This window comes from Streptomyces capillispiralis (genome assembly GCF_007829875.1).
Classification (GTDB): Bacteria; Actinomycetota; Actinomycetes; order Streptomycetales; family Streptomycetaceae; genus Streptomyces; species Streptomyces capillispiralis.
Genome location: NZ_VIWV01000001.1, coordinates 5,404,267 through 5,425,034 on the forward strand (window position 1 = coordinate 5,404,267; position 20,768 = coordinate 5,425,034).

The 20,768-nt window shown below is 76.0% G+C and carries 19 protein-coding genes; 5 read left to right on the forward strand and 14 right to left on the reverse strand.

Going from position 1 to position 20,768, the window contains the following annotated elements:
- Window positions 1–82: 82 nt before the first annotated feature.
- Window positions 83–955: an ATP-grasp domain-containing protein gene (locus FHX78_RS23485; protein ID WP_145869393.1), complete on the forward strand. Its 873-nt coding sequence runs from the start codon at window positions 83–85 to the stop codon at window positions 953–955.
- Here FHX78_RS23485 and FHX78_RS23490 read toward each other — a convergent pair.
- The 10 genes from FHX78_RS23490 to pgfA form a co-directional block, all read right to left on the reverse strand.
- The gene (locus tag FHX78_RS23490) at window positions 936–1,547 is read right to left on the reverse strand and encodes a hypothetical protein (RefSeq protein ID WP_145869394.1); all 612 of its coding nucleotides are present in this window, start codon (window positions 1,545–1,547) and stop codon (window positions 936–938) included. The two genes, FHX78_RS23485 and FHX78_RS23490, sit on opposite strands and share 20 nt — an antisense overlap.
- Window positions 1,513–2,349: an FkbM family methyltransferase gene (locus FHX78_RS23495; protein ID WP_145869395.1), complete on the reverse strand. Its 837-nt coding sequence runs from the start codon at window positions 2,347–2,349 to the stop codon at window positions 1,513–1,515. Before FHX78_RS23495 ends, FHX78_RS23490 begins: the two co-directional genes overlap by 35 nt.
- A complete protein-coding gene (locus FHX78_RS23500) occupies window positions 2,346–2,585 on the reverse strand; it encodes a Trm112 family protein (RefSeq protein WP_145869396.1) in 240 nt (79 codons plus the stop codon). The genes FHX78_RS23495 and FHX78_RS23500 overlap by 4 nt, the downstream gene beginning before the upstream one ends.
- Window positions 2,582–3,502, reverse strand: coding sequence for a hypothetical protein (locus FHX78_RS23505; protein WP_145872122.1), 921 nt, complete (start codon window positions 3,500–3,502; stop codon window positions 2,582–2,584). Before FHX78_RS23505 ends, FHX78_RS23500 begins: the two co-directional genes overlap by 4 nt.
- 28 nt (window positions 3,503–3,530) lie before the next feature.
- The gene (locus FHX78_RS23510) at window positions 3,531–4,268 is read right to left on the reverse strand and encodes a class I SAM-dependent methyltransferase (protein WP_145869397.1); all 738 of its coding nucleotides are present in this window, start codon (window positions 4,266–4,268) and stop codon (window positions 3,531–3,533) included.
- Entirely contained in the window at window positions 4,265–5,521 is a 1,257-nt protein-coding gene (locus FHX78_RS23515; protein ID WP_145869398.1) for a condensation protein, read from the reverse strand. The genes FHX78_RS23510 and FHX78_RS23515 overlap by 4 nt, the downstream gene beginning before the upstream one ends.
- A complete protein-coding gene (locus FHX78_RS23520; RefSeq protein ID WP_145869399.1) occupies window positions 5,518–9,822 on the reverse strand; it encodes an alpha-(1->3)-arabinofuranosyltransferase domain-containing protein in 4,305 nt (1,434 codons plus the stop codon). Before FHX78_RS23520 ends, FHX78_RS23515 begins: the two co-directional genes overlap by 4 nt.
- Window positions 9,819–10,529 carry a class I SAM-dependent methyltransferase gene (locus FHX78_RS23525; protein WP_373313060.1) on the reverse strand — a complete coding sequence of 237 codons (711 nt, stop codon included), beginning with the start codon at window positions 10,527–10,529 and terminating at the stop codon, window positions 9,819–9,821. The genes FHX78_RS23520 and FHX78_RS23525 overlap by 4 nt, the downstream gene beginning before the upstream one ends.
- Before the next feature lie 131 nt (window positions 10,530–10,660).
- On the reverse strand, window positions 10,661–11,800 hold the full coding sequence (locus FHX78_RS23530) for a glycosyltransferase family 4 protein (protein ID WP_145869400.1): 1,140 nt from the start codon (window positions 11,798–11,800) through the stop codon (window positions 10,661–10,663).
- A 219-nt stretch (window positions 11,801–12,019) separates the two neighbouring features.
- A complete protein-coding gene (gene pgfA, locus FHX78_RS23535; RefSeq protein ID WP_145869401.1) occupies window positions 12,020–13,006 on the reverse strand; it encodes a cell envelope lipid trafficking protein PgfA in 987 nt (328 codons plus the stop codon).
- Between the two features lie 215 nt (window positions 13,007–13,221).
- Between pgfA and FHX78_RS36875 the strand changes: the two genes are divergently transcribed.
- The 4 genes from FHX78_RS36875 to FHX78_RS23550 all read left to right on the forward strand — a co-directional run bounded on the left by FHX78_RS36875 (window position 13,222) and on the right by FHX78_RS23550 (window position 16,438).
- On the forward strand, window positions 13,222–13,374 hold the full coding sequence (locus FHX78_RS36875) for a hypothetical protein (protein WP_167531830.1): 153 nt from the start codon (window positions 13,222–13,224) through the stop codon (window positions 13,372–13,374).
- 3 nt (window positions 13,375–13,377) lie between these two features.
- Entirely contained in the window at window positions 13,378–14,625 is a 1,248-nt protein-coding gene (locus FHX78_RS23540) for a PucR family transcriptional regulator (protein WP_145869402.1), read from the forward strand.
- A 188-nt stretch (window positions 14,626–14,813) separates the two neighbouring features.
- On the forward strand, window positions 14,814–15,587 hold the full coding sequence (locus FHX78_RS23545; protein WP_145869403.1) for an IclR family transcriptional regulator: 774 nt from the start codon (window positions 14,814–14,816) through the stop codon (window positions 15,585–15,587).
- On the forward strand, window positions 15,584–16,438 hold the full coding sequence (locus FHX78_RS23550; protein ID WP_145869404.1) for an SMP-30/gluconolactonase/LRE family protein: 855 nt from the start codon (window positions 15,584–15,586) through the stop codon (window positions 16,436–16,438). The genes FHX78_RS23545 and FHX78_RS23550 overlap by 4 nt, the downstream gene beginning before the upstream one ends.
- Window positions 16,439–16,454: 16 nt before the next feature.
- Here the strand turns inward: FHX78_RS23550 and FHX78_RS23555 are convergent, their stop codons facing one another.
- Genes FHX78_RS23555 through FHX78_RS23570 form a run of 4 tightly spaced genes read right to left on the reverse strand, consistent with a single transcriptional unit; the run spans window position 16,455 to window position 20,716 of the window.
- A complete protein-coding gene (locus tag FHX78_RS23555; protein WP_145869405.1) occupies window positions 16,455–17,858 on the reverse strand; it encodes an NAD(P)/FAD-dependent oxidoreductase in 1,404 nt (467 codons plus the stop codon).
- On the reverse strand, window positions 17,848–19,038 hold the full coding sequence (locus FHX78_RS23560) for an MAB_1171c family putative transporter (protein WP_145869406.1): 1,191 nt from the start codon (window positions 19,036–19,038) through the stop codon (window positions 17,848–17,850). The genes FHX78_RS23555 and FHX78_RS23560 overlap by 11 nt, the downstream gene beginning before the upstream one ends.
- Window positions 19,035–20,222, reverse strand: a complete 1,188-nt coding sequence (locus FHX78_RS23565) for an MAB_1171c family putative transporter (protein ID WP_145869407.1) — start codon at window positions 20,220–20,222, stop codon at window positions 19,035–19,037. Before FHX78_RS23565 ends, FHX78_RS23560 begins: the two co-directional genes overlap by 4 nt.
- Complete coding sequence (locus FHX78_RS23570; RefSeq protein ID WP_229924051.1) at window positions 20,219–20,716, reverse strand: toxin; 498 nt, start codon at window positions 20,714–20,716, stop codon at window positions 20,219–20,221. The genes FHX78_RS23565 and FHX78_RS23570 overlap by 4 nt, the downstream gene beginning before the upstream one ends.
- Window positions 20,717–20,768 lie beyond the last annotated feature (52 nt).

Sequence of the window (20,768 nt, forward strand, 5' to 3'; positions counted from 1 at the left end):
GAAGGTCAAGCGGCCTGTCGCGGTTCCGGGACGGTTGTTAGCCTGCACGTCGATCAGCTGTTCGTCCGAGGAGTGAGCCGCCGTGCCCCGTATCGCGCTCGTGACCTGCCGGCCCGGCCCCGAGGTGGCCGAGGACCGGGACCTGCCGGGACTGGTGCGCGCGCTGGAGGAGGCCGGGGCCGAGGCGTCCGCCGAGGTGTGGGACGACGGCGGGGTGGACTGGGGCGGCTTCGACCTCGCCGTGATCCGATCGACCTGGGACTACAGCTGGCGCTCCGCCGAGTTCACCGCGTGGGCCGAGCGGTGCGGCGGCGCCACCCGGCTGGCCAACCCGGCGCACGTGGTGCGGTGGAACACCGACAAGCGCTACCTCGCGGACCTCGCCGGGGCCGGGGTGCCGGTGGTGGACACCCGGTACCTGGCACCCGGCGACCCCGTCGTCCTCCCGGACGGCCACGAGTACGTGGTCAAGCCGGCCTCCGGCGCCGGCGCCCGGTTCGCCGCCCGCTACACGCCCGGGGAGCACGACACGGCCGTACGGCATGTGCGGCGGATGCACGACGAGGGGTTCACCGCGATGGTGCAGCCCTATGTGCGCGGTATCGACACCGCCGGGGAGCGGGCGGTGCAGTTCTTCGGCGGGAGCCTGCTGCACGCCAGCCGCAAGGGCGCGGTGCTCGCCCCCGGCACGCCCTACGACCGGCGCAAGGTGGCCCACCCCGGCCTGACCCCCTGGACCCCGACGCCCGCCGAACTCGACGTCGCCGAGCGGGCCCTGGCCGCCGTGCCCGGCGCGCCCGACCTGCTGTACGCGCGCGTGGACCTGGTGGACGGCGAGGACGGCCGGCCCCGGGTGATGGAACTGGAACTGGTCGAACCGAACCTGTTCCTGTGGCTGCACCCGGAGTCGGTGCCGCGCGCCGTGCGGCACCTGCTCAGCGCCGCGGACCGCTGACCGCCGTACGCTGCAACAGACCCCAGGTGAACTCCGCGACCACGTCACGCGGTTCACCGCGCGCGTCCGGGGCGGTGAGGGCGAGGCCCCACCGGGTGGGCGCCGAGCCCTGGAGGGGCCGGGCCGGCGGGAAGGCGCGGGCCGCCTCGTCCACCGTGCAGGACCAGGGCGTCAGGTCCTCCACCGTGCGCAGCACCGGCGGCACGGCGTCCGGGGCGCGGACCAGCCACTCGTTCCACACGGCGCCCCCGGCGGCGGCCGTCAGGACCTCGAAGCGCAGGTCCGGCCAGAGCGGCAGCCGCCACCGCCACGCCTCGCAGTCCAGGTCGCCGATCCGGCGCGGCGCACGGGACTCGGGCACACCGAGCACCGACCGGTACCGTGCGAGCGCCGGGCGGGAGCGCGGCGAGCGGACCATCGCCTGCCAGCGCCGGTTGGCCTCGCGCATCTCCGCGAGGGAGGCGCCCAGCGTGCGCCGGGCGTCCTCCACCGGGCCGGGGTTGAAGTCGGCCATGCGGCGCAGCAGCACGAGCTGGAAGTCGCGCGGGGTGAACGGGTCAGCGGGGCGTCGTCCGGGGGGCACGGGACCCATCGTCGCCCACCGGGGGCCCTCCGGGACGGCGGCCGTCCGGGAGGAACAGCACCGAGTTGACGTAGCGCGGGCCCCGGAGCCCGCCGTACGGCAGGACCCGGCGCAGCAGACCGTGCGTGGCCACGTGGGAGGTGCGCGCCTGGTGGGCCTCCAGCGGGAAGCGGGACAGCGGGACCCAGGCGCCGGCGGGCAGCACCCAGCCGTCGTAGCCGAGGCCGGACAGATGGGTCACCACGGGCGCGATCGGCTGGATGCGGGACTCCAGCTCCACGAACAGGGCCGGGCGGTCGCGGGCCAGGAGACCGGCCGCCCCGCGCAGCACGGCCAGTTCGCTGCCGTCCACGTCGATCTTGACGAAGCCGACGTCGCGCAGGCCGAGCCCGTCCAGGGTGACGCAGGTGACGTCCAGGGCGTGGCCGTGGATGTCCCGGCGGACCAGGGACGACACGCCCCGGTCGCCGCCGTCGCCGGGCGGCAGCCACAGGCGGGCGGTGCCGGGGCGGTCGGAGGCGGCCGCGCGGATCACCTGGACGTTGGGCGGGGCGGAGGCGGTGAGCAGCCGGGCCAGGCGGGGGACCGGCTCCAGGGTCACCACCTGCCGGGCGCGCCCGGCCAGCCGCCGCGTCCAGGGGCCGTACCAGCCGCCGACGTCCACCGCCGTGCCGCAGTCCGGCGGGCACAGCTCCGCCAGCCGGGCCAGCTCCGGTTCGAAGCGGGGGTAGACCGCCCTGGCCGCCGCGGCGACCAGGCGCGTGGGCAGGAACGACGCCACCCGGGCGGTCAGGGTGCGGCGCGGCGTCACGGCGCCGTCCCGGGGGCCTCGGACACCCGCGTCAGCAGCTGCGCGTGCTCCTCCTCGGACACCTGCTCCCCGGAGGACGGCAGCAGTTGCGGGATGCCGTCGGTGACCGGGTAGCGGCGGCGCAGCCGCGGGTTGTAGAGGGCCTCGCCCTCCGCGCCGTCGGGGGCGAGCAGGTGCAGCGGCCCCTTGTCGAGCGGGCAGGCCAGGATCCTCAGCAGCGGGTCGTCGGGTGTCACGGGCGGGTCAGCTCCTTCGCGGCGGTGGGCCGGGGCGGTCCCGGCGCGGGGTCGTGCTTCGGCATGGCGAGCAGCACACCGACCGCGAGCACCGTGCCCGCGAGGCGCAGCCCCAGCCGCAGCGGCTCGTCGGGCAGCTGCTCGCCGAACGACAGCGTGCCGAGCACCGCCGTGAACACGCAGCTCACGGTGGTGCACACCGGCACGATCAGCGAGGCCCGGCAGCGCTGGAGCGCCGCCTGCGACATCACCAGACCGAACACGCCGGTGAACAGCAGCAGGTACGGGTACGGGGAGGCCAGCAGCGCGGCGGCCGAGCCGCCGACGCCGTCGCCGGTCAGCCGGCCCGACACGCCCTTGATGGCGAGCGAGCTGACGCCGTAGAGGAGGCCGACGGCCACGCCGTACTCGACGCCCGTGGAGGGCAGCCGGTGCCGGTGGCGGGCGCTGCGCTCGGCGGAGGCGTACAGCCACACCCCGGCCGCCAGCGACGGCACGCACACCAGCAGGATCAGCGGGTACGGCGCCTGCCGGCCCACGGTGTCGGCGCCCGCGCCGCTCTCCCGCAGCGACAGCACCACCATCAGCAGGGCGAGCAGCACGGCGCCCAGCGCGTACCGCTCCCGGGCGCTGGTCCGCTCGCCCAGCAGCCGGGACGACAGCAGCACGAGCAGCACCAGACCGGAGACGAAGAGGCCCTGCGCGGCGGCGACCGGCAGGGTGCGGTACACGACGAGCTGGGCGGCGAAGCCGGCCGCGAGGGCCAGCGCGCCGCCGATCCACAGCGGGCTGCCGATCACCAGCCGCAGCAGCCGCGCCGGCCGGCGGACCGTCACCTCGGGCAGGGCGGCCAGCGCCCGCTTCTCCAGGACGAACCCGCCGCTGTACAGGACGTTCGCCAACAGGGCCGCGGCCACTCCCCACCCCATGGTCCCGGGCCCCCTCTCAGGTCCGCCGTGCGTGCAGCAGCAGGATCGACGCGAGCGGCGGCCTGGCACACGCCAGCCGGTCCAGCGGGCGCAGCGCCCGCGGTACGCCGTGGAAGGGCGCCCCCTCCAGGCGTACGACGGTGAAGCCGGCGGCGGTGACGAACTCCCGCAGCGCACGGGCCGTGTAGAGCCGCAGGTGCCCCACGACCTCGGTGCCCGGCCGGCCGTGGATGCCGCGCAGGCTGACCTCGGAGAACACCGGCTGCACCCCGGCGAGCAGCAGCACCCGGTTGTACCAGGCGGCCAGGTTCGGGGTGGACAGCATCAGATGGCCGCCGGGGCGCAGCACCCGGCGCAGCTCGTCGAGCGCCGCGTCCGGGTCGACGAGGTGCTCGACCACCTCGCTGAACAGCACCGCGTCGGCCGACCCGGCGGCGAACGGCAGCCCGCCGCCGGTGAGTTCGCCGCGCACCGCGTACGGCAGCCGGGTGCGGGCGCGGGTCAGGGCGTCCTGGGACCAGTCGACGCCGACGAGGCGGTGGCCGGGCAGGAAGGGGGCGGCGGTGGCGGCGGCCGTGCCGTCGCCGCAGCCGATGTCGAGGACCGTGCGCGGGCCCCCGTCGCCGGCCGGCCCGAGCGCGCGGGCCAGCATGCGGGCCTGGCGGCGGCCGCGGGCGGGGCCCGACGCCACGGGGACCGCCGGGTTCTCGTAGAAGTCGCGCAGGTCGCGGGGCGGGGGTGCGGTGGCCGTCACTCGGTCGCCTCCGTGGTGTGCAGGTAGTGCGCGAACAGGTCGCGCAGGCGGTCGCCGTCGCCGTCGCCCAGCAGGGCCCGGGACCAGCGCAGGGCCAGGTGCAGCCGGCCCGCCGTCGACGCGGTGGTGACGGTGAGGCCGCGGGGCATCCGGGCCGGCGCCGAGAACCACACCGCGCCCGCCCGGCCCGCCTCCGCGCCGAAGTCCAGCGGGTAGGGGACGCGGCCGATGTTGCTGAGCAGCGTGGTCGACGTCCACGGCGCCGCCGCCCGGCGCAGCGCCCTGGTGAGCGCGGCACGGCAGCCGACGGGTGCCCAGGGCGCGGTGAGCAGGGCGGCGCCGTGGCCGAGCTGCGGGCGCGGCAGGGACTTCAGGGCGCGGGTGCGGGAGGCCGTGCGGCGCAGCAGCCCGGGCATCCCGGCGGGGTCCAGTTCGTCCGGCGCGAAGGGCACTTCGACCAGCCGGGTGCCGTTGCCGATGGGCATCGTGGTGTCCCGGGGGCGGTCGTCGACCGGCATGGTGATGCGCAGGGGACGGCGGGGCGCGCCGTGCTCCCGGTTCCAGTGGGCGATGGTCAGCGCGGTGGTGACCATCAGCTGGTCGTTGACCGTGTACGGGGCGCCCCGGGGGCGGCGCGGGAGCGGGAGCTCGGCGACGAGGAGACCGTTGCCGGGCGAGCGCTCGGGGGTCCCCCGGGCCACGCGGGCCGGCGGGGACCAGGCGGACGGGGTGTCCGCCGGGCCCTGCGGCGGCCCGGGGGCCCGTACGGGCGGGGCGGCGGGGGAGTTGTCCCGGCCGCCGTACAGCTCGGCGGCGGTGGCCAGGACACGGAGGCAGGCGGGACCGTCCAGGGCGGTGTGGTTGATGGTGAGGACCAGGACGGTCCCGCTCCCGGCCACCACGTCGAGGCGGACCGGCGGGGACGCGGACAGCGGGGGCGCCTGGGCCAGCGCCCGGGTCCGGGCGTCCCCGAGGGCGTCCTTCCCGGGGGCCGGGAAGCGCACCACCTCCACGTCCGGCCCGTCGGTCGGCTCCCATTCGTAGCGGCGCCGGTACCAGGGGCCCGGGGCCTCGCGCACGAGGATGCGCGGATGCCGCCGCAGGGCCTCGGTGAACGCCTTGCGGATACGGGCGGGCTCCAGGTGCCCCGGCAGGTGCACCTCGATGTGCACCGTCTCCGGCTCCTCCTCCTGGAGGCAGTGCCGGGCCACCTCGTCGACGACGGGGAAGGGGATCCGCGCCGGTGCGCTCATACGGGCCCGCCCCCTTCCGTGCCGCGCGGGCGCGGCACGTGCGGCGCGTCCGTTCCCCCGGGCGCCCCGGTGGCGGGCGGGGGTACCGGGGGCCGGGGGGCGGCGGCCGGTGCCGTGACCGGGGGCAGCACCGCCGTGGAGCCCGGGCTGTCCGGGCCGTCCGGGCGGTCGTCCGGTTCCGGGCCCCGGCCGCGGGACCCGCCGAGGGTCACCAGGGCCGCGAACAGGCCGGTCAGGGAGAGCACTTGGGCCGCGTGGCCGAACGCGCCCCCGTCCGCGCCCACCGGCTCGCCCGCCCCGGCCGCCGCCACGACGCCCGCCGCCGCGAGCGCGGCGAACGCCACCGGCACCAGCAGCGCGGGCCGCCGCCGCGCGAGCAGCGCCAGCGCCGGTACCAGCAGCGCCCACCAGCCCGCGATCACCACGGCGACCAGCGTCAGCGCCACCGCGCCGAGCCACACCCCGGGCGCCGGCGGAACCGGCTGCGGCGCGTCGGGGTTGGCGGCCCGGCGCCGCCACAGCGCCAGCCCGGCCAGTACCGCGATCCCCGCACCGCTCCCGGCCAGCCCGGCGTGGTACGTCGTCGCCGGCTCGTAGGACAGCTTCACCGTGCCGCCCGCGCCCGCCGGGACGTGCCAGCCCTGCTGCCAGCCGTCCAGCCGCAGCGGTGTGAGCTCCTCGCCGTTCAGCGTGGCCGTCCACCCGTCGTTGTGGTTCTGGTACGTCGTCAGGTACGAGGCGGCGCCCGCGCCGACGCTCACCTCGCGCCGGTCGCCCAGCCAGTCCCGTACCCGCAGCTCACGGACGGCGGCCGAGGGCTCCGGCACGGTCCCCCGGGTCAGCGTCACGTCCGTCACCGCCAGCGGGCCCGCGTCCCCTGCCTCGACCCGGTGCGACCCGGCCGGCAGCTCCACCTCCCGCTGTGCCCGGCCGTCCCGGCACGGCGTCACCTCGACCGGGCGCCGCTCCACCAGGTCCCGCACCGTGCCGCGCACGCTCGTCGGGTACAGCTCGCCGTCCACCGCCAGCACCGGGCCCCGGCCGCACTCCAGCGCCACCTCGCGGGTGCCGGACGGCTGCGGGGTGCGGTACGCGTCGAGGGCGGGGACGTACGCCTCGGTCAGCCCCACCGGCAGTTGCAGGTCCTCGCCGGCCACCGGATGGTGCAGGGTGAGCGGGGCGGTCCCGGTGACCGTGATGTCGAGGCGGTCGGTGGTGATCGGCGGGAAGCGGACCCAGCCGTTCTCGTCGACGCCCGCGACCGCCGCGCCGTCCGGGGAGCTGATGTGCACCTCGGCGGCCCGCGCGGACAGCCCGCCGGCCGGGGCCAGCACCAGTTCGCCGACCGGCTGCTTGCCCGTCCAGCTCAGACGGACGGTCGGCCGGTCGCCCGCGATCCACGCCGTGGTCAGGTCGCCGTCGGTCAGATTGCGCGCGGACAGCCCCGGGCCGAGCCGTGCCGTGGAGTCGGCGGTGGCGACGATCCGGTTCCGCTGCTCGGGCGCCACCTCGTACAGCAGCCGGTCCAGCGCCTCGCCCGGCACCGCCACCGCGCTCGCCCGCACCTCGTACGTCCCCGCCGTACCCGTGTCGAACCGGCGGTGCAGCCCCGCCTCGCCGCCGGTGGGGGACAGCCCGGTGGGGTCGGCGGCGCGGTGCAGGGAGACGACCTGGGCGTCGGCGGTGGAGTCCGTGGCGTCGGTGGGCAGCCGCAGCAGCCGGGTCACCTGGACGCCGGGCAGGTCGATCTCGGAGAAGCCCGCCCCGGTGAGACCGGCGCGCTCCGCCGTCGAGTCGACGATCGTCAGCCTCATCCACTCCGTCGGCCCGGCGGGCGCCTTGATCCGCTGCTTGGTGCCGTTGGCCCGCAGGAACCCGGTCACGGACCCGTTCTCGGTCTCCACCCGCAGCCGGGTCGCCGCCGCCCGGACACCGTCCTGCGGCAGCGGGGTGACGCCGACGGACTCCGGCATGTCGTACCGGCCGTCGAAGGCGATGCGCAGCCACTGCCCGTCCGGGGAGCCGGCCGAGCCCTCCGCCCACGCCGTGGCCGGGTCGCCGTCGAAGGCGTTCACCGGGTCGTACCGCGGCAGGTGGAACAGCCAGTTGCCGTAGGAGGACGCCGACACCGCGCGGGCGCCGCGCAGTTCGGCCACCGTCTGGTGCGCGAGCCCCTCGGCCGGAAGGATCTGGTGCGGCCGCTCACCCGCGTCCTGCGCGGCGTCCGGCGCGTTGCGCTCGTCGCGCGTGTACGTGTACGACGTGTTCGCGTTGACCAGACCGAACCGGGTGTCCGCGCGCCGCATCCCGTCACCGGTCACCTGGACCGGCGGGGTGCCGAGCCCCGGGTGGCGGTCACCGGTCAGCACCGCCGGCCGGCCGCGCAGCCCGCCCGCCAGCGGCAGCAGCGCCTCCGGCCCGCCGGACACCACGGCCGTGTCGGCGACCGGTGCCAGCCCGGCCCGCCCCGGCCGCGGCACGTCCGCACCGGCCGGACGGTAGATCTCCACCGCCCGCTGCCGCGGGTACAGGCCCTCGACCTGGAGCGGGGTGCCGTGCGCGATCACCCCGCCCGTCATCACCGGACCGAGCCCGGTGACCCGCTCGTACCCGGACTGCTCCAGCGTGCGCTTGACCGTCGTCGTGGGCACGGAGCCGATCTGGCCGGGGTCGAGGTCGTTGCGGACGACGACGTGGACGACGCCCGCCCGGCTCAGGTAGTCGGCCAGACCCGGCACTTCGCCGCCGGTGAGCAGGGCCTGCTCGACCGCGTCCAGGGCGCGCCGGTTGCCCGGCGTGCCGAAGGGCACGTGGTCGCGCTGCGCCCAGCGGGAGTCGGCGACCGCGTCCAGCGGCTGGTCGACGGTCGATCCCCAGGTGTGGATGCCGTGCGCGGTCGCCGGGACCACCAGGGCGCGGGAGTCGGGGGAGTGCTCCTCCAGCCAGTCCGCCGTGGCCTGCCAGTACCTGGGGATCTCCTGGAACGAACCGGCGCCGAGGATCGAGCCGTTGAGGTACGGCCACAGCAGACCCGGCAGCACCAGCAGCGCGGCGGCCGGCGGCGCGAACCGCCGGCCCCGCACCCGGTGCGCCCCGCGCGGCCCGACCGCCGCGCCCACCAGGTGCGCGAGCCCCAGCACCAGCGCCAGCGCGAGCCCCGTCTGGAACTTGTAGATGTTGCGGAACGGCGACAGCCACCCGTCGAGCCAGTCCTGCACCACCGCATGGAACGGCCCGCCGGACGCGCCCCCGTACCCGGCGAGCAGCACCAGCGCCGCCACCAGCACGGTCAGCACCAGCCAGCGCCGCTCCGGCAGGTCGCGCCGGGCCAGCCCCGCGAGCCCCAGCCCCGCCGCGAGCGCCGAGCAGACGACCACGAGCACCGACGACGCCACCGTCCAGCCGGCCGGCAGCCACGCCTCACCGAAGTGCAGGTAGGCCACCCAGTTCCCGGCGCCGCGCAGCGCCTCCGTCGCCGCCATGGTGTCGGTCGTGGTCCGCGACGTCTCGATGTAGGGCAGGAAGTTCTCCCCGTACGCGCCGAGCAGGAGCAGCGGGATCCACCACCAGGCGGTCGCCACGATCACCGCCGGCGCCCACCAGGCGATCAGCTTGCGCCGCCGCGGCCCGGGTGGGCGGGAGAGCAGGTACAGGCCGGCCGGGAGCAGGGACGCCAGCGTCGAGGCCGCGTTGACCCCGCCCATGAACGGCACGAGCAGCGCCGACCGCAGCGCCGCGACCCGGGCCGCGTACCGCTCGTCGGCCAGCGGCAGCAGCACCCAGGGCAGGAACGCGCCCGGCAGCGCGGCGGCCGACGTCGAACCGACGACCGTCGTGAACACCGGCCACAGCGCGTACACCGCCGCCGCGAGCAGCCGGGACGCCCCGCCGCCCACGCGCAGCCGCTCCGCCAGCCGCAGCGCGCCCCAGAACGCCACCGTCACGATCAGCGACATCCACAGCCGCTCCGCCAGCCACACCGGCAGCCGCACCAGGTCGGCCAGCCAGTAGTACGGCAGCATCGGCCACAGATAGCCGGCGTACTGGTCGGAGATGCCGCCGAAGGAGCCCCGGTCCTGCCACAGCACGCCCAGGTCGGCGAGGAAGCGCCCAGGGTCGACGGTGACGCCGAGCTTGGTGTCGAAGGTCTGCCGGCCCGGCCGCACCGCCAGGAACAGCACGAACACCACGGCCCAGAAGCCGAGCAGCCAGCGGCGCGGGCGCGGCCCCTCCGGGGGCCCGGAGGCGGTCGCGCGCGAGGGGACGGCTGCCGGAGGGGGAGCCTGGACCGTGGTCGTCATTCGGGACACCGCCGGAGGATGAGGAGGAGGTTCCAGGTGGCGAACTCGCGCAGGCCGGGCACCCTGACCACGGCCCGGGTGAGGAACGGCCAGTAGCGGGAGCGCGCCGACACGATCCGCACGTCGTCACGGGCGCGCACCTGCCGCAGGGTGGGGCCGATGTGCACGGCGAAGAGGTTCTCGCCGAGAGTGTGCTTGGCGGGCCGGCCGGTCCGCCGCCGGTAGCGGGCGCGGGCCCGCTCGGCGCCGAGGTAGTGCCAGGGCGCCCACTCGTGACCGCCCCACGGGGAGAGCCAGTTGGTGAACGACACGTAGATCAGACCGCCCGGCCGGGTCACCCGCGCCAGCTCGCTGAGGAAGGTCTGCGGATCGGCCACGTGCTCCAGCACGTTGGAGGAGAACGTGACGTCCGCCGACCCGTCGGCCAGCGGCAGCAGATAGCCGTCCGCGATCACCGTCCCCTCGGGCGGCCTCCCGCCCAACTCCCGTCCATCGGGCTCGAACAGGTACGCGTACGCCCCCCGCCCCCGGAACTCCCGGGTGAAGTACCCGCTGCCGCCGCCGACGTCCACGACGACCCGCCCGGCCACGGACCCGCCGTACGCCTCGACCTGGTCGACGGCGTCCCGGGCGAGCAGGGCGTAACAGGCGTCGGGGTCCTCCTGCTCCCGCAGGAAGGCACGGAAGAGGGCGAGCGACCGCCGCAGCGACGGGTCCCTGAGACGGGCGGGCGGCACACCGCCCTCGCGGGGGCGCGGGGCCGTGCTCGCGTGCGGCCGGTTCCGGCGCACCCGCGCCCGCGCCCGTGCGACGACCCCGCCGCCCCGGCGCGCCGGCGTCACCGGACGGCCTCGCGGGCCACGGCCCGGAACTCCCGTACCGTCCGGTCCCACCGGAACCGCGCCGCGTGCTCCCGCGCGGCCCGGCCCATCGACTCCCGCCGCCCGGCGGAGAGCGCCAGCGCGCACCAGGCGGCCGCGAACGACGACTCCCCCCGGGCCAGCACCCCCGTCTCGCCGTCCCGCACGGAGTCCCGCAGCCCGGGCACGTCGAAGGCGACCGCCGGGGTGCCGCGCGCGGCGGCCTCGGTGACCACCAGGCCCCAGCCCTCCACCGCCGAGGGGTGCAGCAGCAGCCAGGCCCCGCACAGCAGCCGGTGCTTCTCCGCCTCGGAGACATGCCCGGCGAACTCGACGCCCGGACCGGCCAGCCGCTCCAGCCGCGCGCGTTCCGGCCCGTCGCCGACGATCACCAGCCGGCCGCCGGTGACCGGCCGCACCCGCTCCCACAGGCGCAGCAGCAGATCGATCCGCTTGTACTCCACGAGCCGGCCCACCGCCACGAACAGCGGCCGCGGGGACCGCTCGGCGCGCGGCCCGGGATCCGCCACACCGTTGTGCACGATCCGGATCCGCTCCCGCGGTACGCCGATGCCCTGCAGCGCGTGCGCCGTCGACGGGGACACGGCGACGACCGGCCCGCGCTGCCGCGCACCGGTGAGCGCCCAGTGCTCCAGTCTTCGCCCGACCCGCGCGGCCGGGGCCAGCGGACCGCCGAAGCGCATCCCCCACAGGTCGGTGTGCACGTGGTTGACCAGGCACAGCGTGGGTCCGTGGTGCCACAGCGGCGCCAGGTAGGGCACGCCGTTGCACACCTCGACCAGCAGGTCGCAGTCCCCGACCTGGCGGGCGAAGGCGGACCGGGCGCGCAGGTAGTGGCCGTACGCCCCGCCCGCCGACACCACCCGGTAGTCACGGAAGGCCGCGGGGCCTCCGCACAGCAGGGTGACCTGGTGGCCCAGGCGGGTCAGGCCGTCGGCGAGCCGGTCCACGAGCAGTTCGGAACCGCCGGCCGACGGGTTGCCCAGGTCGCGGTGGGCGAGGAAGACGATCCGGCGCGGATGCGGGGGGAGCGCCGGAGGGGACTGCGGCGCGCCGGGGGGCGCGCTGCGCAGGGAGGACGGCACGTGCTGGGGCATCGGTGCTCCAACTCGTTCTCGGGGTGCGGAACTCGGTGTGGGGACAGCCGGGAGCCAGGGGGGTGGGGAGGGGAGTCCGGCTGTGGCGACTCCGGGAGGTTCCTGAGGGGAGGGTGTGGACGGGCTGTGGGGGTGGGGATTGGACAGTTTTCGCCCAGCCGTTCGCCACGGCTACTCACGGACGTGACAATTTCCGGCTTTGTTGGAGCTGACGTCACGTCATTTCGTGAGGGCCGGCCGGGGCGTACCGGACGTATCGGTGCCTTCCGGCGTCTTCCGCCCACGGGCTACCAGAACCCCGCCGATCACCGCGAGCAGTGCCCCCGCCGCGCCCGCCCCGGCCGGCAGCGTCTCGCCCACCAGCCGCAGCCGGGTGCTGTCGGCCTTCGCCTGCCGCACGGCCTCGCGCTGCGTCTCCGTCGTGAAGGCGATCCTCTCGGCGTCCAGCAGCACCGCCGCGTCCTTCGTCCCGCCCGGCGCCCGCAGGGTCTGCCGGGGGCCGGTCCGCGCGTACACCACCCGGCCGGTGCGCTGGTCCACGACCAGCTCCACGCCGTGGTTGGCGTACCACTCCTCGGCCAGCACCTGCGGCCGGTCCGGCCGGCCCACGAGACTGCCCGGCACCAGCCGGGTGCCGTTCTTCGTCGGCGGCACCGACCCGGTGAACCGGTAGCCGGTGTGGCCCTGCACCTTCGCCGTGCCCCGGTAGCGCAGCACCACCGTGTCGCCGAGGGTGTTGTCCCACCACTGGTAGGAGCGTTTGCGCACGTCGAACGGGAACTTCAGATAGGCCTCGCCCTCGATGCGCCGCGTCTCCTCGCAGCAGTGCACCGGCTCGGTCGTCCTGCGGTCCAGCACCCAGCGGTGCGGGGTGAAGGCCAGCGCGTCGTGCGGGTCGGCGGCCGGCAGCGACGCGTCCGTGTCGACGGACGTCGTCACGTCCCAGACCGCGTTGCCGCTGCGCTCGCTGTCCTCGACGTCGCCGCGCACCCGCTGGGTGATGGTGATGTTCCGGTCGGGCACGGTCTCCACCCGTTCGAGGTCGAAGACGCTGCCCCGGCCGGTGTAGACGGCGGTGGTGTCGATGTCGATCGGGTTCACCGCGGCCCGCGGGTGCACGTACCAGGCGAGCAGCGGTGCCAGTACCAGCAGGAACGTGCCGAGACCCAGCAGGACCAGGGAGAAGGGGGAAGCTGTACGGCGCATCCGGGCACTCCAGAGGGACGGGACGGCGCGGGCCCGGACGGCCGGCGCCGTGAGCGAAGGTGCGCGTGCGGGAGTTCCCCACCCCCTGAGGCCGGGAACGGTAGGCGCCTCTTGACGGGGTGTCAATGTCGTGTCGACACTGTGGACACGCCCTGTGGGGTGGTCGGTCGGTACGCGGGGGTGGGGAACCTCCCGACAGAGAGGCTGACCCTGCGATGTCCAGACTGCTCGCCGCCGCCCTGACGGTCGCGCTCGCCGCGGCCCTCGCCGTGGGCGCCGCCCTCGGTGTCGTGGCCCTGCTCGAAGCCCGGCCCGACCAGCCCGGCACCCCGCTGATCACCTACGAGCGGGCCGGCCGGGGGAGTTGACCCGTGACGGCGTCCCGCACCCTCACGGCCCGCTCCGCCTGGCACGACGTACCGCGCCCCCAGGTGCGCCGGTTCGCCGAGATCGCCCTCGCCGAGGCGCCCGCGCTCGCCGAGGAGATCATGAGCGAGATCCAGCGCGAGTACCCGCACCTGCCCCTCGTCCTGGACGACTCCGGCGAGCCCATGGCCCTGGTCGGCATCCGGCGCGCCATCGAGGCCTTCGTCCGGCACCTGGAGCTCGCGGACCACTCGGCGGGCCGACCGACCGTCCCGCCGGACGTCTTCCAGGAGTTCGGGCGCGGCGAGGGCCTGCACGGCCGGTCGCTGGACTCGCTCCAGGCGATCTACCGCATGGGCGTCCGCCTCGCCTGGCGCTGCTTCGCCGACATCGGCCAGCGCGTCGACATCCCGCCCCCCGCCATGTACGAACTGGTCGACGCCGGCTACGAGTACCTGGACGGCCTGGTCGACCAGTCGGTGCGCGGCTACGCCGAGGCCGCCGCCCGCCAGGCCGGCGAACGGCTGCGGCTTCAGCGCCGGCTGATGGAACTGCTGCTCACCGAGCACCACCGGGGCGACCCGGCCGACGCCCTCGCCGAGCGGGCCGCCCGGATCGGCTGGCCGCTGCCGGAGCGGGTCGCGGTGGGCGTGCTGCTGCGCCCGGCGCGGGAGGCGGTGGCGCCCGCGGTGGGGCAGGAGGTGCTGCTCGACATGGAGTACGAGCAGCCCCGCATGGTGGTGCCCGAACCGGACGCGGCGGGCCGCCCCGAACTGCTGCACCGCGCGCTCACCGGCTGGTCCGGGGCGATCGGACCGCCGGTGCCGCTCGCCGACGCGGCGAAGTCGCTGCGCTGGGCGGAGGCGGCGGTCCGGCTGACGCAGCGGGACCTGCTGCCGGCCGGTGAGGTGCTGCACTGCACCGAGCACACCGAGGCGCTGGTGCTGCTCCAGCCCGAGGAGCTGATCGACGACCTCGCGCTGCGCTGCCTCGCCCCGCTGACCCACTGCGGTCCGGCGCACGGCCGGCGGCTCGCGGAGACGTTACTGGCCTGGCTGGAGACCCGGGGCGGGGCGCCGGAGGTCGCGGCCCGGCTGGGCGTCCACCCGCAGACCGTCCGCTACCGTCTGCGCCAGATCCGCGAGCTGTGGGGCGACGGGATCGACGACCCGGACCGCCGCTTCGCACTGGAACTGGTCCTCAGGGCCCAGCGGCTCCGCGGCGAACTGGGGGACCCCCGCTCCCGGCGGTGAGCCCGGCCGCGGGCGGGGCGGCCGGGTCCGTGCCCGGTCGCGGTCCGCGCGGGTCGAGCGTGCCCCGGGGCATCCGGGCCATTGCCCGGTACGGCCCGTATGGCTAGCCTGTGTGTTCGCCATTCCGATCGCCTGTTGAAATCTCGAACGACCGCAGGCGCCTGAGACACATAGGGAGGGGGCCGGTCGTGGGACGCCTCGTACCAGCCGTGACCCGGGCTCTCGACATTCTCGAGCTCTTCCTCGACGGGGACGGCACGCTCTCCGCCCCCGACATCGTGCGCAGGCTCCAGCTGCCGCGCACCACCGTCCACGAGCTGGTGACCACGCTCGCCGCCCGGAAGTACATCGTCCCCGTGGCCGGCCAGCCCGGACGCTACCGGCTCGGCGTGCGCCCGTACCAGCTCGGCGCCCGCTACGCCGAGTACCTCGACCTCGCCGCCGAGGGCCAGCAGGTCGCCCGGTCCGTCGCCGAGACCTGCGACGAGACGGTGCACGTGGCGATCCTGGAGGACACCGACGTCATCTACATCGCCAAGGTCGACTCCACCCACGCGGTGCGCATGGTGTCGGCGGCCGGCCGCCGGCTGCCCGCCCACTGCACCTCCGTCGGCAAGATGCTGCTGGCCTCCCTCCCCGAGCCGGAGCTCACCGCGCGCATCCCCGACGACGCGGAGCTGGTCGCGATGACCCCCAACAGCATCACCGACCCGGCCGCCCTGCGCGAGACCCTGACGGAGATCCGTGCCCGGGGCGTCGCCGTGGAGAGCCGCGAGTCCAACCCGGACGTCAGCTGTGTCGCCGCGCCGGTCCGCGACCGCACGGGACAGGTGGTCGCCGCGCTCTCCATCTCCGTACCGATGATCCGCTGGAGCGAGGAGCGCCTCGGCGAGCTGGAGGAGCTCGCCGTGAAGGGCGCCGCCGACCTGTCCGAGCGCCTGGGCCACCGGAGCATGGCATGACCCACACCTTCGACGTGGCCGTCCGCGCGGAAGCCGCCCTCGGAGAGGGCCCTACCTGGGACCCGGCCACCGGCCGCCTGCTGTGGATCGACATCCTCGGCTCCCGCGTCCACACCTACGACCCGGCCACCGGCCGGCGCACCCTGCGCCGCACCGGCCAGCACGTGGGCGCGGTCAAGCCCCGCGCGGGCGGCGGCCTCGTCCTCAACCTGCGGGACGGCATCGGCCTGCTCGACCCCGACGACACCTTCCGCTGGCTGCACCGCGACCCCGTCCCCGGCCGCCGCGCCAACGACGCGGCCGTCGCCCGCGACGGCTCCCTGTGGGCGGGCACCATGCGCTACGACGAGGCCCCCGGCGGCGGCACCCTCTCCCGCGTCACCGGCGACGGCTCGGTCCAGGTCCTCCTCGACGACGTGACGGTGAGCAACGGCACCGGCTGGAGCCCCGACGGCCGGCTGATGTACTACATCGACTCACCGACCCGCCGCGTCGACGTCTTCGACGTCGGCGCGGCGGACGGCCGGATCACCGGCCGCCGCTCCTGGGTCACGATCGAGGACGGCGCCGGCTTCCCCGACGGCCTCACGGTCGACGCCGAGGGCGGTGTCTGGGTGGCCCTGTGGGACGGCGGCGCGGTCCGCCGGTACACCCCCGACGGCGACCTGGACCGGGTGATCGAGCTGCCCGTCCCCCGCGTCACGGCCTGCGCCTTCGGCGGCCCGGACCTGACCGACCTGTACGTCACCACGGCCCGCGTCGGCCTGACGGCACCCCACCCCCTCGCGGGCTCACTGCTGGTGGTGCCCGGGGCCGGCAAGGGCGTCGCCCAGCCCGCCTTCGCGGGCTGACCCGCCCCCGCCCCCGTCACACCCCCGTCCGGTCCAGGCCCCGCAGGACGGCACGTTCCCCCGGGGTCAGCGGGGGCTCGGTGGACGGGGGCAGGGGGGAACCGGCGAGGGCCGCCAGGACGGCGCCGGGGTGGAACATGCGGGTCGGGGGCGTGCGCAGGCTGGTGACGTCCCAGATCGCCGCGGCCGCCGCGTACGAACCGGTGGCCGCCTTCATCATGCGGCGCGTGTAGGCCGTCAGGACGCGGTCGCCCGGCGTCGGGCGGCCGCCGCGCACCCCCGGGTAGAGGACGTCCTGGCTGACCGCCATGGACCACGCCCCGTCCGCCGAGCGCGCCGCGCCCCGCAGCACCCGCCGGGCGAGACCGGGCGCCCCGAGGGAGCCGGCCCGGTCCAGCTCCCGGCCGAGGACCCGCGCCCCGAACGCGGCCACCGACATGCCGTGCCCGTACGCCGGGTTGAACGTGGCCAGCGCGTCCCCGAGCACCACGAACCCCTCCGGCCAGCGCGGCAGCTTCTCCAGGTAGCGCCGCACATTGCTGGTCGACCGGCTCAGATGCACATCGGTGAGCGGCTCCGCGCCGGAGATCAGCCGCCCCACGATCGGGTCCGGCAGGGCGAGCGTGTACCGCAGGAAGCCCTCCGGGTCGGCCGGCGGCTCACCACCGCGCGAGCCCCCGCAGCTCACCAGCCAGCGGCCCCCCTCGATCGGCATGACCATCGCGCTCCGGGCCGGCCGGGACACATACGGATTGGCCTGCACGATCGTCAGCGGGAACCGTTCCGCGCCCTCCGGCACCCGGTACACCCGCGACGCGTTGACCAGCCCGGAGTCCACCGCCCGCTCCCGCACACCGGACAGTCCGAGCCCGTCCAGCCAGCTGACGACCCGCGTACCGCGGCCGCTCGCGTCGACGACCAGGTCCGCCGCGAGGTCGGTGTCCCCGCCGGGCGCCGCGATCCGCACTCCCCGCACCCGCTCCGCGGACCCCGTCAGCCCCACCACCGCCGCCCTGCGGAAGCGCACCGGCGCCATGTCGCGCACCGCCGACCGCACCACCCAGTCCAGCAGCGCCCGGCTGCACGTCACCATGGACGGGCCCTCGCGCCGCCACCGCCGCAGCCAGCCCTCGGGCGTGCGGGCCAGCATGCCCGAGCTGAGCGACACCTCGTGAGCCCCGGCGGCGAGCAGCCGCCGGCGCAGCCCGACGCCCGGCAGCAGCTCCTCCATGGCGTTCAGGCCGCCGGTCATCAGCAGATGGGCGTGCCGCCCCTGCGGCAGCCCCTTGCGGTGCTCCGGCCCGTCGGGCAGCTCGTCCCGGTCCAGCACGATCACCTCGTCCACCCCCGCGGTGGACAGCACGGCCGCGGCCAGCATGCCGGCCAGACCGGCACCGACGACGACAGCTCTACGCGACATGGGGCTCCTCGGGTTCGGCCAGGGACGGCGGGACCGCACCGCCGGGGGCGGCGGGCGGCGGGACAAGGGCCTGGGCCAGCTCCACCAGCCCGCCGGTGCCGGAGACCTCGGTGGCGTGCAGCCGGTAGGCGCCGGTGGGCTCGGGCGGTTCCTCGCGGGCGGCGGCCCGCCGCGCCGCGTCGGCGAGCATGGCCGCCTCCGCCGCGAGCCGCGCCTGGTGGGCGGAGCGGCCCTCGCGCAGGGCGGTGTCCCGCACCCGCTCACGGAGCCGGTGGTCGAAGTAGGGCGCCAGCGCGAGCAGCGCGTCGTGGATGGACACCTCACGCCACTGCAACCGGGCCTGCGGCAGCTGCCACCAGCCGGTCGGCGGCTTGGGCGCGGTGGACACCGACCGCACCAGCGACCACAGCGGGGCCAGCCGCCGGTAGTCGCCCAGTCCCCGCCACTGGGCGCGGGCGGAGGGCAGCAGCCTCGGCAGCACGAACCCGGCCGAACACAGCAGCGCGGCCAGCGACGCCATCGGCGGGGCGAGCGTGGTGGACAGGAAGTCGAGGTCGTGGCCCGTCCAGCGGGCCACGATCGCCGTGTACTTGGCGAGCTGGAACCCCACCACGTCCAGCAGCGCCCCCAGCAGGATCAGCCGCAGCCCGGTCCGCAGCAGCCCGCCGACCTCGCGCCCCCACTTGACGCAGACGGCGCACATCACCAGCATCGCCGCGCTGTGCCCGACCAGGTACAGCAGGATCATCTCCCGCATGAACGGGGTGGTGGCGTAGTAGGTGTCGAGGTCGGTGAGCCGCTCGGTGTCCGCGTCGGCGAGGGAGAACAGCACGACGATGGCGACCACCAGCACGCCGTAGGCGGCCACGGCGCGCAGCACCAGGCGCCGCACCCGCGCCCGCGTACCGCCCCGCCAGTTGATCAGCAGCACCAGCACGGCGCAGCTGTACGCGGAGAGCATGCCGTACGTCAGCGGGGCCCCGAAGTTGGGGACGCCGGTCAGCTCGTTGACGGTGGCCAGGGTGGGCGGGGCGGCGCAGACGAAGACCAGCGCGCCGAGGACGATCGCCGCGCAGGTGGACAGGGTCAGCGGATTGCGCATGGCCCGGCGCGGACGGCGGAACAGCAGCACGGAGGTCATCCCGAACACGAAGGCCGCCAGGTACACGACGAGACTCATGTGGTTCCCGCCGTGGTCGTGGTGCCGCTCGGCACGGGGGTCGCCGCGGGGAGCGGGATCCCCCCGGTCAGCGCGTCGGCGACGCGGGCGAGGGCGGTCGGGTCCGGCACCCGGTCGAGGAGCCGGCCGGTGCCGGCGGGCGGCGGGACCTCCCGGCCCGGGTCCGCCTCGTGCCGTACCGCCGCGGTGATCACCGCGGCCCAGGCGGCGGCCTCGGCCCGTTCCGCGTCCCCCGTCGTGTCCAGCACACCGGCGCGGGTCCGGTCGTACACGTCCGGGTCGAAGTAGGCGTCCAGGTGGCTCAGCGCGTTGTGGATGCTGGTCTGCCGCCACATCAGCCGGGTGGTCGGGGAGGCCAGCCGGGGCCGGGGCAGCCGCAGCGTCCGGCGGGTGAGCAGGTCGTCCAGCGCGCGCTCCAGGGGTTCCAGCCGGGCGTACGTCCGCCGGGCCCGCCGCCACTCGGCCACCCGGGGCGTCGCCAGCGGCACCAGCACGCCGACGACCGTCAGCAGGGCGCCCAGACCGGCGGCGGCCGGGGAGACGGTGGTGCCGAGCCGCGACCAGTCCCGCCCGGACCAGCGGGCGCCCACCGCGACCAGCTTGGCCACGCTGTACCCGGCGCCGCACAGCGAACCGGTCCCGAGCAGGACCAGCCCCGCCCGCAGCCCGCCCCGCACCCGGCGCGCCCAGCGCAGCGCCGACACCGTGGTGACGGTGACCGCGGTGAGGTGCGCGAGCAGGTAGAGCACGATCATCTGGGCGATGAACGGGGTCGTCGCGTAGTAGGTGTCCAGGTCGGTGCGGCGTTCCACCGGGGCCTCACCGAGGCCGAAGGTCACCGCGATGCACACGACGACCACGGCGTAGGCGACCATCCAGCGGCGGGCGGTGCGGTGCACCCGGGGGCCGCCGCGCCAGTGCACGATGAGCACCTGCGAGGCGGCGCAGTAGCCGGTGATCGCCACGTAGGTGACCGGCGCCGCGAGGTTCGGCACCCCGCCGATCCGGTTGACCGCGCCGACGGTCGGCGGCGCCCCGAGGAAGAAGCACAGCCCGGCCAGCCCCAGCACCGCGCAGATCGCCCGCAGATAGGGGTCGTGCCGGTGCCGCAGCAGATCGGGCGCCTTCACCAGCAGTCCCAGCCACAGCACCCCGCAGCTGATGTAGTTGATCAGGCCGCTCATCTCTTCGTCCCGCGGTAGTTGAGCGCGGCCCCGATGCGTCCGGCGAGGTCCTGCGGGTCCTCGGCGGCGCCGCCCGCCGCGGCGAACACCGAGTCGGTGGAGGCGTCCAGCCAGGTGCGCAGCCTGCGGCCCATCAGCATGCCGAAGCGGTCGGCCTCCTGCTCCTCCGCGAGGCTGAAGTCGGTGCGCGCCGCGACCGGCCGAAGTCCCTCGCCCGTGCCGGACGGCCGGCGGCTCATGTGCCACACCTCGTGGCAGAAGATCACGATCTGGTGCCACACGGCGGCCCGCTCGTCCACCACCACGTCGTCGTGGCTCTCGCGCTCCAGCCACAGCCCGCTGGCGGTGTGCGGCGGGAAGGACGCCCGGTGGACGACGACCTCGCGTCCCCGCCACGCGCTGACGGACGCGACGAGCGCGTCGAAGAGGACCTCGGGGTCGGCCGGGACGGCCACCTGGATGGGGTCGATGAGGGCGTCAGCGAGACGACGCATCTCCTTCCTGGTACGCACCGCTGTCTCCCTGTTCCCCTGGGTGTGGCTCGGT

Excerpts from the sequence above, each read along its gene's own strand:
- FHX78_RS23490 (WP_145869394.1), bottom strand. The coding sequence starts at position 1,547 with ATGGGTCCCGTGCCCCCCGGACGACGCCCCGCTGACCCGTTCACCCCG.
- FHX78_RS23515 (WP_145869398.1), bottom strand. The coding sequence starts at position 5,521 with ATGAGCGCACCGGCGCGGATCCCCTTCCCCGTCGTCGACGAGGTGGCC.
- FHX78_RS23520 (WP_145869399.1), bottom strand. The coding sequence starts at position 9,822 with ATGACGACCACGGTCCAGGCTCCCCCTCCGGCAGCCGTCCCCTCGCGC.
- FHX78_RS23530 (WP_145869400.1), bottom strand. The coding sequence starts at position 11,800 with ATGCCCCAGCACGTGCCGTCCTCCCTGCGCAGCGCGCCCCCCGGCGCG.
- pgfA (WP_145869401.1), bottom strand. The coding sequence starts at position 13,006 with ATGCGCCGTACAGCTTCCCCCTTCTCCCTGGTCCTGCTGGGTCTCGGC.
- FHX78_RS36875 (WP_167531830.1), top strand. The coding sequence starts at position 13,222 with ATGTCCAGACTGCTCGCCGCCGCCCTGACGGTCGCGCTCGCCGCGGCC.
- FHX78_RS23550 (WP_145869404.1), top strand. The coding sequence starts at position 15,584 with ATGACCCACACCTTCGACGTGGCCGTCCGCGCGGAAGCCGCCCTCGGA.
- FHX78_RS23555 (WP_145869405.1), bottom strand. The coding sequence starts at position 17,858 with ATGTCGCGTAGAGCTGTCGTCGTCGGTGCCGGTCTGGCCGGCATGCTG.
- FHX78_RS23560 (WP_145869406.1), bottom strand. The coding sequence starts at position 19,038 with ATGAGTCTCGTCGTGTACCTGGCGGCCTTCGTGTTCGGGATGACCTCC.
- FHX78_RS23565 (WP_145869407.1), bottom strand. The coding sequence starts at position 20,222 with ATGAGCGGCCTGATCAACTACATCAGCTGCGGGGTGCTGTGGCTGGGA.
- FHX78_RS23570 (WP_229924051.1), bottom strand. The coding sequence starts at position 20,716 with ATGCGTCGTCTCGCTGACGCCCTCATCGACCCCATCCAGGTGGCCGTC.